The organism is Thermococcus sp. SY098 (assembly GCF_035621495.1).
In the GTDB taxonomy this organism is placed as follows: Archaea; Methanobacteriota_B; Thermococci; order Thermococcales; family Thermococcaceae; genus Thermococcus_B.
Genome location: NZ_CP141821.1, coordinates 1853180 through 1865083, shown reverse-complemented (window position 1 = coordinate 1865083; position 11904 = coordinate 1853180). Strand labels below are relative to the sequence as shown.

The 11904-nt window shown below is 40.4% G+C and carries 15 protein-coding genes; 6 read left to right on the top strand and 9 right to left on the bottom strand.

Translation table 11 applies throughout. The annotated features are described in order from the left end of the window. The first annotated feature begins 38 nt into the window (after positions 1-38). From VFC49_RS10470 to VFC49_RS10460, 3 genes are read left to right on the top strand one after another with little or no spacing between them, the layout of a single operon-like run. On the top strand, positions 39-1073 hold the full coding sequence (locus VFC49_RS10470) for a TAXI family TRAP transporter solute-binding subunit (RefSeq protein WP_013466462.1): 1035 nt from the start codon (positions 39-41) through the stop codon (positions 1071-1073). A gap of 13 nt (positions 1074-1086) precedes the next feature. After that, on the top strand, positions 1087-1539 hold the full coding sequence (locus tag VFC49_RS10465; RefSeq protein ID WP_324735493.1) for a DUF1850 domain-containing protein: 453 nt from the start codon (positions 1087-1089) through the stop codon (positions 1537-1539). Positions 1540-1541: 2 nt separating this feature from the next. Beyond that, a complete protein-coding gene (locus tag VFC49_RS10460; RefSeq protein WP_324735492.1) occupies positions 1542-3833 on the top strand; it encodes a TRAP transporter fused permease subunit in 2292 nt (763 codons plus the stop codon). A gap of 8 nt (positions 3834-3841) precedes the next feature. Here VFC49_RS10460 and VFC49_RS10455 read toward each other — a convergent pair whose 3' ends face one another. Both VFC49_RS10455 and VFC49_RS10450 read right to left on the bottom strand, forming a co-directional pair. Next, positions 3842-4018 carry a class III signal peptide-containing protein gene (locus VFC49_RS10455; protein WP_324735491.1) on the bottom strand — a complete coding sequence of 59 codons (177 nt, stop codon included), beginning with the start codon at positions 4016-4018 and terminating at the stop codon, positions 3842-3844. 11 nt (positions 4019-4029) lie between these two features. Then, entirely contained in the window at positions 4030-4170 is a 141-nt protein-coding gene (locus tag VFC49_RS10450; RefSeq protein WP_324735490.1) for a hypothetical protein, read from the bottom strand. Between the two features lie 151 nt (positions 4171-4321). Here VFC49_RS10450 and VFC49_RS10445 point away from each other — a divergent pair, with 151 nt between their 5' ends. After that, a complete protein-coding gene (locus tag VFC49_RS10445) occupies positions 4322-4507 on the top strand; it encodes a hypothetical protein (protein WP_324735489.1) in 186 nt (61 codons plus the stop codon). A gap of 3 nt (positions 4508-4510) precedes the next feature. Here the strand turns inward: VFC49_RS10445 and VFC49_RS10440 are convergent, their stop codons facing one another. Then, positions 4511-5719, bottom strand: a complete 1209-nt coding sequence (locus VFC49_RS10440) for a hypothetical protein (protein ID WP_324735488.1) — start codon at positions 5717-5719, stop codon at positions 4511-4513. A gap of 53 nt (positions 5720-5772) precedes the next feature. Between VFC49_RS10440 and VFC49_RS10435 the strand changes: the two genes are divergently transcribed. Beyond that, positions 5773-6366, top strand: coding sequence for an RNA ligase partner protein (locus VFC49_RS10435; protein WP_324736744.1), 594 nt, complete (start codon positions 5773-5775; stop codon positions 6364-6366). Positions 6367-6370: 4 nt separating this feature from the next. Here the strand turns inward: VFC49_RS10435 and VFC49_RS10430 are convergent, their stop codons facing one another. Next, entirely contained in the window at positions 6371-7513 is a 1143-nt protein-coding gene (locus VFC49_RS10430; protein ID WP_324736743.1) for an RNA ligase, read from the bottom strand. 166 nt (positions 7514-7679) lie between these two features. On the opposite strand from VFC49_RS10430, the gene VFC49_RS10425 reads away from it, so the two are divergent. After that, positions 7680-8516, top strand: a complete 837-nt coding sequence (locus VFC49_RS10425) for an aldo/keto reductase (protein WP_324735487.1) — start codon at positions 7680-7682, stop codon at positions 8514-8516. Here the strand turns inward: VFC49_RS10425 and VFC49_RS10420 are convergent. Genes VFC49_RS10420 through VFC49_RS10400 form a run of 5 tightly spaced genes read right to left on the bottom strand, consistent with a single transcriptional unit; the run spans position 8513 to position 11891 of the window. Further along, positions 8513-9238 (bottom strand): tRNA-binding protein, encoded by a 726-nt coding sequence (locus VFC49_RS10420; protein ID WP_324735486.1) that lies wholly within the window; start codon positions 9236-9238, stop codon positions 8513-8515. The genes VFC49_RS10425 and VFC49_RS10420 overlap by 4 nt on opposite strands. Then, entirely contained in the window at positions 9222-10292 is a 1071-nt protein-coding gene (locus tag VFC49_RS10415; protein WP_324735485.1) for a tetratricopeptide repeat protein, read from the bottom strand. Before VFC49_RS10415 ends, VFC49_RS10420 begins: the two co-directional genes overlap by 17 nt. Positions 10293-10297: 5 nt before the next feature. Next, on the bottom strand, positions 10298-10624 hold the full coding sequence (locus tag VFC49_RS10410) for a hypothetical protein (RefSeq protein ID WP_324735484.1): 327 nt from the start codon (positions 10622-10624) through the stop codon (positions 10298-10300). Then, positions 10625-11602, bottom strand: a complete 978-nt coding sequence (locus tag VFC49_RS10405) for a bifunctional oligoribonuclease/PAP phosphatase NrnA (RefSeq protein ID WP_324735483.1) — start codon at positions 11600-11602, stop codon at positions 10625-10627. Further along, positions 11580-11891 (bottom strand): DUF3194 domain-containing protein, encoded by a 312-nt coding sequence (locus VFC49_RS10400; RefSeq protein ID WP_324735482.1) that lies wholly within the window; start codon positions 11889-11891, stop codon positions 11580-11582. Before VFC49_RS10400 ends, VFC49_RS10405 begins: the two co-directional genes overlap by 23 nt. Positions 11892-11904 lie beyond the last annotated feature (13 nt).

Below are 11904 nucleotides of genomic sequence, written 5' to 3'. Positions count from 1 at the left end.
GGGGGCATAGTCCCCCCACTTCCTTGAGGTGGCTAAAAATGAGAAGGTGGAAAGCCTTAGGTTTGGTTTTTGTTTTGGTGTTGGCCTTAGTAGCCGCAGGATGTACCCAAAAAACAACTACAACCGGCACACAAACTCAAGCACCGATTGTGACAAAGAACGAAGAAGGAAAGTACGAAATTACCATCTATACCGGCTCTGGTCCTGGTAGCGTCTATTTTGCAATTGGTTCAATGCTTGCAAAAGTTATAAACAAAAAGAGTAACCTAATTGCCGCAAAAGCCGTCACAAGTGGAGCAAGTGTTGCTAACTGTAAAGCAATAGGAAAAGGAGAAGCCCAAGTTGCTATAGCTCAGAATGATGTTACCTGGTATGCTTGGGAAGGAAAATATCAGTTCGAGGGCAACCCAATTAAGGTTCTCAGAGGTATAGGAACCCTCTATCCAGAACCTGTCCAGATTGTTGTAAGAGCCGACAGCGACATCAAAACACTCCAAGACTTGGCCGGTAAGAAGGTTGTCGTTGGTGCCGCAGGTAGCGGTGTTGCTGCAACAGCCGAGAGAGTTCTCAAGGCAGCTGGAGTCTGGGACAAAATTGAACCAGTTTACCAGACCTTCGAGGAAGCTGCTCAAAGCTTAGTCCTTGGACAGGTAGATGCTGAGTTCACAGTTATTGCATATCCTGCACCAGCAATTGATCAGATTGCAGTTAAGGTCCCAGTTAGATTAATTCCAATCCCGGACGATGTCATTAAAAAGCTTCATGACCAGGGATATCCCTTCTATGTTAAGGTAATTATTCCAAAAGGAACATACAAAGGAATGACCGAAGACACACAAACAATTGCAGTCAAAGCAACACTTGTCGTTCACAAAGACTTGCCAGACGAAGTTGTTTATGAGATTACTAAGATACTCTATGAGAACATTGATGAATTAGCCAAGGCTCACCAAGTTGCAAAGCAGATCGACATGAAGCATGCCTTTGATGGTCTTATGATACCACTCCACCCAGGAGCCGTCAAATATTATGAAGAACACGGCATAAAAGTTCCAGACAACCTTAAGGGATGATGGGGTGAACTTTTTGAAGAAATTTTTTCTTTTTTTCTTGCTTTTAATTGCAGTTGTAATGCTTGTCCCGGTTTCCGTAATTGGAATAGAATTTGAGAATACCGCATGTTATTATTTCCTTGGCTCAAATTCCACACTCGAAATTAGTTATACTCACAGCGTATCGCTAACCAAAGTCGTGGATGTGTATCGTGTTTCAAAGCGAGGTATTTTTGCCGTGGAGGAACGATGGCAGGAGTTTCTTGCAGGACAACCAGTGGACTTCAACTATCGAGCTGGGAGTTTCTATGTAAAGAAGATGAACAAATTTCTTGGAAAGAAATGGGAGTATTGGTTCATCCCCATTAACAATGCTACCATCAAAATCAATGATAAAATTGTTTTTGTCCAGCCAAAAGAGGACGGCATCATGAAAATTGAGATTAGAAGGGTTCCAATATTGTTGATAATAAGTAGGAGGTGTTGATTATGGGAGAGAATCTTGAAAAAATCGAAAAGAAAATAGCACTCGAAAAAACGAGAACACTACCACCAAAGCTGGAAAACGTGGTAAAGGCTGCAGCAATACTCATAGGTATCTTCGAGATACTGTTTATATTTAACTTTACATTTACAGTATATTCCCTATTTGACAGATTAGGCATAAGAATCGAAATTTTAAAGCTTGATTTTCAGGATCAGCAGGTAATGGCGTTTGTTTTGGGCATGATATTTGTTATAGCATTCCTTAGATACCCAATAATAAAGAAGGACAAGTATCTCAAAAAAGTGCAGCTAATAGACTACATCTTAATACTCCTTGGATTAGCAGCCGCACTATATAAATTCTGGAGATGGCCGACATATATGGTGTACTATGACGTTAACCAGACAGATGTTATATTTGGCTTTCTTGCCATAATCCTGGTCTTAGAAGCCACCAGAAGAGCAATAGGATGGATCCTGCCAACAATAGTCACTGTATTCCTTCTCTATGGTATAAAAGATGCGGGTTTCAACTGGACACGCATAGCCCAGTATCTCTACCTCGATCAGGGTATTTTTGGTATCCCATTCTACGTCATGACAATCTACGTCTTTGCGTTCGTATTCTTTGGGGCATTCTTGCTGAAAATTGGAGTAAGTGACTACATCACCGAATTCATGATATCAATATTTGGCCCAAGACCTGGAGGTCCTGCAAAGGCAGCTGTTATCTCAAGTGGTATGATGGGAACAGTAAGCGGAAGTTCAGTTGCCAACGTTCTAACAACAGGAACATTCACAATCCCACTTATGAAAAAAGCAGGTTATCCGCCAGAGATCGCCGGTGCCGTTGAACCCGTGGCTTCAACTGGAGGTCAGCTGATGCCTCCAGTGATGGGTGCGGCTGCATTTATCATGGCACAGTTTCTTGGTGTCCCATATAATAAGCTTATCATTGCAGCAGTACTGCCGGCATTGATCTATTACTCAGGGGTCTATCTGTTCATTGATCTTGAGACTAAACGCTTAGGATTGAAGGGAATGCCAAGAGAACACTTTAAACCTATTAAATACTTCCTAAGGAAACTATATATACTGTTACCAATCGTTGTAATTACCGTTGCGTTGGTATGGGGAATTGCTCCACACATTGCAGCAGTTTCTTCATTGGGTATTGCAATTTGGGTTGCATGGGTTTCAAAAGATGAAATTCCTGGACATGAACCACTTTATGTGGCAACAGTTCTTATTACAACCCTCCTAATGTTCACAGGAAGACAGCATGCAAAACCTGTGGGGGTTATTCTCCTGATAATCGGTCTGGCACTAATCATCATGGCAATTACAACAGACAAAGTAGAGTTCAACGAAAAATTCTACATAAGCATGCTGTTCATATTCCTTGTGGCACTTGGAAAGTTCCTCTATATGAGAAAAGAAGAAATCCTTTTAATGAGTGGTGTCTTTGGAATAATATTCTCCCTTATAGTGGGATACAAATCTAAAACAGAAGGCGGCAAAGCAATGTATTCAGCAACTTATGAGTCCATGATAAGTGCAGGTAAGACAAGCACAACAGTTATGCTTGCAGCAGCAAGTGCTGGTTTAATTCAAGGTGTCCTTACAATGACAGGTCTGGTAACGTCTCTTGGATACAGACTTGTTGATTTAGCCGGAGGAAACCTACTGTTGCTCTTAATGATGGCAATGATATTCAGCCTAATACTTGGTATGGGTGTGCCAACAACCGCAAACTACGTTATCACGTCATTGGTAGCGGCTCCAGCAGTCTTTAACGCTGTGGCAAACAATCCAGTTTACTCTGCATCGGTTCCAGGGTATGCAACCCCAATTGCACTGTTAGCAGCTCACTTCTTCGTGTTCTACTTTGGAATACTTGCTGATCTAACACCTCCAGTTGCCTTGGCAGCATACGCGGGTTCAGCATTAGCTGGAGGAGACTTCTGGAAAACCGCAACTAATTCGGTTAAATATGCCTTAGCCGGCTACATTGGACCATACATATACTTTACTCATCCAGAAATGTTCCTGATAACAGTCCAGCAGTGGACCCCGGAAGTTGCACTCAGAGTACTTTACTACTTCATAGCAACAATACTCATAATGTATCTCCTATCAATAGCTATCACGGGTTACTATAAGAAACCAATAAGAAAAGAACTCAGGGTTATCTTTGGTGCACTTGGATTAGTAGGAGCGACATTACATCCAATTCCAATAGCCTTGGTTGTGCTTTCAATTATGGGTGTTATATTATATGCAAGAAAATCTTGACATTTCTTTTATTTTCCAATATTTGAATAGGAACTCTGAAGCTCTCTCAATAATACCCTTGTGGCATTTTCTATTGTCTGACCAGCTTCATTGGCTATGTTCTTTATGTATCGTATAACTAAGCTTACTATGAGTAGTGCCACTAAAATCATGAACAAATATTCAATTGCCGCTTGCCCTCTCAATTTACTCCCCCCTATGGAAGTGCTGCAATCATGTGCTTTGCGATAAAGCCTGCAGCAATTATTATGCCTAAAGCAACACCGGCTGTTATAATGATAAAATCTACAAACTTGTCTATTAACCAGATAATCACTTTCTTTGTCTTTTCCTCCACATTCTCACCTCACTAACACTATAATTATAGAGCTTGATATTTTTCAGTTTTAATTACCAAAGTATAATAAAGATCAAGAATTTATAAAGCTTGCGCCAGTTTACATGATATGAGTAAAAACTTAAATAGGATGCAATGGTAATAATCCCCGGTGGTAATCCTGAGCCCTAGCATAGGTGGAGTGATAAAAGACCCAATATCACGTTATGAGATGAAGAAGAAAGATGCTGAGCTATGGGCAAAGGAATATCAACAAAATGCTGCCTCGGAGAACAGCGAGCATGAATCAATTGTTTCAAAAATAAAAAGAGTTCTCGCAAAGATATTGGGAAAATAAAAGTCAGTAAAGCATAACCTCAAACCCAAGCTCACTTAACAGATCAGCCAGCTCTTCGCTGTCAACATAGACCAAAAGATGATGATTTCCTAATGTACCATCCACAAAGTCCTTAGCGTCCTCAATTTTGAGCTTAAGCTGGGTTCTGCATCTCTGCTCACTTTTTTCTCTTTCAGCTACCATAACACTGGCCACAACAGCTTTTCTTCCTCTTATCTTAAGGAGCGATGCTTTTTTTCGAGGCAAATCTACCTCAACTCCAACCCCCATACCGCTTTCAAAGTGGGACCTTAAAGTATAGCCAGCGATTAAGGGAGCAGTGCAATGTGCCAAAATTATATAATCCTCTCCATAATCAGCTATATTGCCCATAAATGCCGGTTTATTGAAGAATTTTCTAATTATTGCCATTCCAAGCAAGGAGTTAAGCTCCCCCTCACAAGCCGCCGGTATTCCTTCGGCATTGAACAATGCCAATGCCAAGCATGGTGTTGCTTTAATCTTTCCAATAAGATCAAAGCAACCTATTGTAAAGCCATCAAGTTTATAGTCCTCAATGATTCTCTTTAGTGCAACATAAATTCTGCCAGCTTTTACAAGATCTTCCCTGTTAGGCTCTTTGATCTCCCTTGCCTTTGCTATTACATTCTCAATGACCTTCCATCCTTCTGCCTCAGTTACAGATTCATAATATTCATAAAACTTCTTCAGACTTATATGAACATAAGGCAGCTCAAACTTCTCGTTAATGAGCCATGGAGAAATTCTGCCAATTAACCCAAGTCTCAAGTTTAGGAACTTATCGAGCATCTCTTTCATATCATCATAGCCAAGAAGGGCTGCTTTAAGCTCTTCATAACTTGTAACCAGTGTTGAAGGTATAAGTCTGTCTCTTAGGTACTCCCTGATCTCTACAGCAGCTGCTATTGAGTTGTTGAAGGAATCCCCAAAGAGAATCACTGGCTTTCTGTAGATTGCAAACTCCTTCAGCGGATTTTCGGTTCCCCCAGTTAATGGGTATAAAACTATCGCATCAACCTTATTGAAGTCTATTTCTTCTTTGAGATCTTTAAACTCTTTTTTTGTCGAAATAAATGCTCCACCAATAACTTCAAACTCCTCAGAAAGCCTTGTTAAAAACTGCGACGCTTTTTTCTCAAACTTTTTTGGGTCTGCAATTTCGCTAACTCCAAAGATAACTCCAACTTTCATTTTATCACCTAAGGATTTTAAAACTAAAAGGACTAAATAAACTTGTGGTTGCAATGATTCGCTTTGTCCTTGATACCAGTATTTTTGTCAATCCAGATGTCAGGGCAAAATTCGGCAAAACACCAACTGAGGCCATGAAGAAGTTTTTGGAATATGCTGAAAAGCTGTTTGGTAAGGTTGAATTTTATATGTCTCCCGGAATTTATAGGGAGATTATGCACTTCGTTGATGAGAGCGAGGTTTCTCCTGATGTTGAGCTTTACATAATAAAGAAGCCTCCAAACGTTCATGACATCAAAATTCCGGCTTTTGTGGTCTATGAGCTGATTGAAGACATTAGACGGAGAATTGATAAAGGGTTGAGAGTTGCGGAGAAAGCTGTTAGAGAGAGTGTTCTCGACACCGATAATGTTGATAAGATTATCCAAAAGCTCCGTAGAAACTACAGAAAAGCTCTAAGAGAGGGAATAGTGGACAGCAAAGAAGATTTTGAGCTGATTTTATTGGCTAAAGAGCTCGATGCAATAATAGTTTCAGCGGATGTTGGTATTCTAACATGGGCTGAAAAGATGGGAATTAAATGGGTAGATGCTGCCAAGTTCAAAGAAGTGTTGGATGAGCTCGTGGAGAAGGTTGGAAAAAGTTAAATCTTCAATCAACAAAAGCATGCCCGTTCCAAAGCTCTCTGATTTCTTTAGTTGCGTCGTCATAAACTCTCTTGAATGTAATCCTCCAGTAACCGTTGCCAAGTTCCTCAATGTCATCAATATGGATGTTAAGCCCCATCCTTTCGAAATGGGATACCATCTTATAAGCAGTCTCAATTTTCTTTACCCTAACCGTGAAGATCTCAGCAATCATCTCACCAGCCGCAACGTCCCATATTGACTCCACAAAGGGCTGGAGCAAAGCTTTTCCAAGAGCTTTTGCATACTCATCAAAGTCTTCGCCCCTTATGCGCTTCTCTGCGATATAAAATGCCAACCTCTTTATGCGTTGCATGAAGTAGCCGTGAGGCAAATCAAAGAAAATCCTTGAGCCAATCTTTATGTCGTTAACATTTGCATAGGGCGTCACATACTTCACGATTTTCTTCATATCCGGACTTTTCATGACTATTCCTTCTCGCCCCTCTTTGCTGAGCCTCTCAATCAGCTCATAAAGCTCATCAATCTGTTCATAGCTGTAAAGACCAAAGACTTCAACGCTCTGAATACCGTATTCCTCAGCCAGCTTTATCCTTTCCTCAACTGGTATGCTCCTCCCAGTTCTCTTTTCTTGAATATCGAAGAGGAAAAACTGAATATCCTCCCCGACATATGGCGGACCTTCGACCAAATATGGACTCTCTGGACCTGCCATCTCACCGCAGAGAATTAAATTAGGGTGATCTTTGAAGAACTGCTCGTTTATGAAGTCCCCAATCCTTTCAGTGGTAAACGGACAAACAAAACCGCCTCTTGTTAGAGCCAAAATTTTCTCTCCAACCTTAGCAACTCTAACGTTATACCCATCAACTTTCTCCTCCACATAGAAGGGCTTGGTTTTGAAAATTCGCTTTACACCATTTCTTAGATGGACAACTCTCTTTATGTGAGGAAACCCAAGAATAATGTCAGATTCATTAAAAACAACAGTTCCCCTTCTTAAGCCTTTCGCTGAGTCTTTAAACCTAAGATAGCGTAAACCCTCAAATTCATCCTCAACTATGCCACCTTTCATTTCTAAGATCTCTATCCTCTCTTCGTCAAGCCCAAGCTTGAGGAGAATATGTTTGAAGTGTGAGCTTACCATTTCCATCCCACAGTAAAGTTAGAGATATAGAAGTATATAGATTTTTGGAATATCAGCATTGGGGGAAATTTCCTCATCACTCAGGTGGCCCCGTATTCATCATCAATGAGACCTCCATCATTGAATTAATAAATGTTAACACAAAATTAATTTTCGGGTGAATGACGTGAAGAGGGTAATTCCGTTTAATGACTTAAAGAAAATCGGAAATGACAAGGTTACAGCAGTAGGGATGGGCACATGGGGGATAGGTGGAAGAGAAAGGGCAGATTATTCAAGAGATAAAGAGAGTATTGAAGCTTTACGCTACGGCCTAGATTTAGGTATTAACTTAATTGACACTGCTGAATTCTATGGTGCTGGACATAGCGAAGAAATAGTCGGAAATGCCATTAAGGAATATGAAAGGGATAGTATTTTCATCATCAGCAAAGTTTGGCCCACCAATTTTGGTTATGAAAAAGCAAAGAAAGCCGCTCGGAACAGTGCAAGGAGGCTTGGAACATATATTGATCTTTATTTGCTCCACTGGCCAATTGATGATTTTGAGAGGATCAAAGAGACTTTATGGGCGCTGGAGGATTTGGTTGATGAAGGGATTATACGCTACATTGGTGTCAGCAACTTTGATTTGGAGCTCTTGAAGAGAAGCCAGGAGATCATGAGAAAATACGAAATTGTAGCAAACCAAGTGAAGTATTCCCTCATGGATAGACGAGTTGAAAGAACAGGCCTTCTTGAATATATGAAAAAGGAGAATATAGCTCTAATAGCATACACACCGCTGGAAAAGGGACAGTTAGCTCGAAATCCATGCTTAGCCAAAATAGGGGAAAAATACAGCAGAACGGCTGCTCAAGTTGCACTGAACTATTTAATTTGGCACGAAAATGTAATTGCAATCCCCAAGGCAAGCAATAAAGAACATTTAAAAGAGAACTTCGGTGCTATGGGCTGGCGTTTGAGTGAAGAGGATTTAAAGAGAGCGAGAGAATGTGTTTAGCTTTTCAAGAATGCCTCCACTAAGTTCCTTGTCTCTTTCAAGGCATCGAGCGGAATCCCCTTAGGTAATCCTCCAATTTCTCCTTTCACATCTTTCAGCACTCCTTCTCCAGCACCAAGAAACATTCCTTCGCTGACAATTCCTCTGAAATTCACTGGCGGCAACAAAGCAACAGCTACTCTGTTCCCTTCTTTAACTGTTAAATCATTTGTAACAACTGTTATCGCCCTATCCCCAATGTTCACATTACAAACCAAAAGTCTATCAGCATTTGGATGCTTTCCTACGCTCATGACCTCACCGACTTTTATATCCACGGCAATTACTGGGTCATTGATTTTTCCTAAAGCTAATCTCTTGTCCAAATTAAGTATTGTGTTGAGGAAAAATCTAACTTTAGCAACTGCTTCCTCCACTTTCTCTTTTTCACTCTTGTCAGCCAAGCTTAAGAATTTGTGATGCCACTCCTCTCCACCTAATGCCTCAATTATCCCTTGGGCTTTCTCTTTAAGAGCCTCCATTTGTGGAGTATCAATGAGTTCCTTGGGATCAAGATATGAGTATCTCATTGCCTGCAGCTCGGGAATCATTTCCTTGGCCAACTTTATCGCCTTCTTCTTGTCCCATCTGCCTTTAAATTTGGCATGTTCAATTGTCTTTAAGAACAGCTCAACCGCTTTTTCTGCGGTGAGTAAGCGGTAATCCTTACTCGTGTTCCACATCCCCCTCACCTTTCAGAGCTTTTAGAACCCTACTCTTAACAGTTTCGTTTTGAATGCCCTCAGCTATTGAAAGAGCTTTCTCCTTTTTTCCAAAGCGAGCATATGTTAAGGCTATATCACCCAGAACTTCTGAGGCTTTGAGTCCATCTTCAATTATCCCTGCCAATATCAACGCATCTTCAAGAAGTCCTATTTTCATGAACTTTTGGGCAACTCTCACCAACTCCATGTCATTGGGCTTGAACTTGCCTGTCAGCATCATGTTGAAAGCATCGGTCAAGATTTTTCTTGCCAGCTCTGGTTTATCATGAAGAATCAACCAATAAGAGATCTCTAAGAGTCCCAGCACTCGTTCTTTTGGATCAAGGTACCTTATTGAGGCAATTGCTTTTTCAATGTCACCTTTTCCAAGAAATTCAGCAATGGCTAAGTTCTTCCGCTTAAGAACGTTTTGGACAAATTCTATCTTTTCATTAACCAGTTTTGCTTGGGTCATGAAGCGAATGGACTGATAAATCTCTTTTGCAAGGCTGTAAAATTGAATTGAGATTTTGTTTGGAATATCATCTCCAGCCCTAACTAACCTCTTTGCAATATTTGAAAGAACCGAGACTGTAATTGAATAGGGCTCCTTTGAACCGCGTATTGTATTGTAAGCTAAAAGGAAAGTTTTGAAGCTCTCTTCAAACAAATCAGCTTTTGCCATATAATATGCAATGTCAGCCAAGGCATCTGCTTTCCAAGATGGATGGGGCAAAGATTTTGCAATATCAACAGCCTTCTGAAAAAGATGCTCATCAACTTTCTCTTTTCCCATAACATATGCTGAATACGCCAGTATTGCATGAGCAACAGCTTTGTCCTGAGGGCGATCTAAAGATTCAGCAACCTCAAACATCTGAGAAAAAATGAACTCCCGATGATCTCTACTATCAACAGACCGCAGAATATACGCCAGAACTTCAAGCTTTAAAATTGTGTTCTCCATTTTGAGGGCAACTTCTATGGCATCTTTTATTTTCCTTTCCTTAATGAGCTTTTCAATTTCCCTCATCGAGTTCACCGCTTAACCCTCTTATCCCACTCCTCAAGCATCATATCCAGGGCAAGCAAGTTGGTTAGCTTCAGCTTAACTCTTTTGTTTTCGTAATCTATCCCACCTTTAAAGTCATTCAACAACTCAAAGACCTTTTCTGCTTCTTTAATTTCAAGGTGTTTACCATAAAATTCCTCTTTGCAATGTGGACACATAAAAATAAATTCCTCAAATGCAGAAATAAATGCTCCCTTATCAGCTAATAGCTCACTAAAGTTTTCAAGCGTGAGCATCTGCTCAATTAGCTCTTCCCATTTTAATGCCTCACCACATATTGGGCATCGTGCCATTTAAATCCCCCTCAAGAATTTTTCAATCTCTTTCACTAAAAACTTAATGGCTTCATCAAGATCTCTCTTACCATTTGCCCCAGCAGCTCCGGCATGACCTCCTCCTGAGCCTTCAATGATTGAACCAACTTTTTCCATTATTTTGCCTAAGTGAAGCCCCTTCTTTACTAAATGCTCCTTTGCTCTTGCAGAAATCCTAACACCCTTCTTTTCACTCCCCACTATTGCAACGTCCGCTCCAAGCTGGAGAAAGACTTTACATGCTAAAGATTCATAAGCAGAGACTTTGGATGTCACTATTATGTATTTTCTGAATTTTTTAATCTCCATCCTCTGACATGCCTTTAAAATAGCCATTCTTTTCGCTTGGTCGATGTTCTCGTCACTTACTGGGGCTGTTAAGTTGTAGATTTCCCCCATCTGGATTGGAAATCTCTCAAGAATCTCGCTTACAGTTTTAAATGTCTTTGCATTTGCGTATCTGAAATTAGCCGTGTCTGTTGCTATTCCCGCAAGTATTGCTTTTGCTGCAATTTCGTCATAAAAGTTGAAGTACTTTAAGAGTTCCCACACTATTTCAGCTGTTGATGCTCTCGAAGAATCAACAATTCTTATGTGGGCTTTTATTGGATTTTCTTTCTCGATGTGATGGTCAATTACAATTACAAACTTATCTTTTGGAATTTCGACTGGTTCAAGCTGTTCAATTGATGAAGTATCGAATATGATAACCACATCTTCTTTAACTTCAGGGTCTTTTTCTACTTTTGCAAAGGATAACAAACGCTTCGCATAAGAAGAGACGCTTTGAGCAACGCCAATTCGATTGTTTAAACCCATACTGTTGAGATATCGAGAAAAAGCAATTGCACTACCCAATGAATCTGGATCAGCATTGTGGTGACATAAGAGCAGAAAAGAATATTCCTTTTCTTTTGCCTCCTCCAAAAATCGCTTAAGTTTTATTTTGCCCCGCAATTTCCCTCAACCTTTCCTCAACTTTTTCATAGGCTAATTCCAAAGCCTCTTCAACCAGCTTATCAACATCAACCTTCACAAATATTGGTACCTCAAGGTATATCTCAAGCTCCAAATCAAGTGTCTCTTCCTTGTTTATTCTGGCTGTAACCTCTATGTCCTTCACTTCACTCCTTGCCAGATGCTCAAATATGTACTCAATTGCAGTCTCTTGAGCTAACTCCCCTAAAGCAATGAGCTCATCTTCACCGAGCTCTGGTAGTCCAATGTGAATAACCCTTTTTGTCATTCCAATCACCATA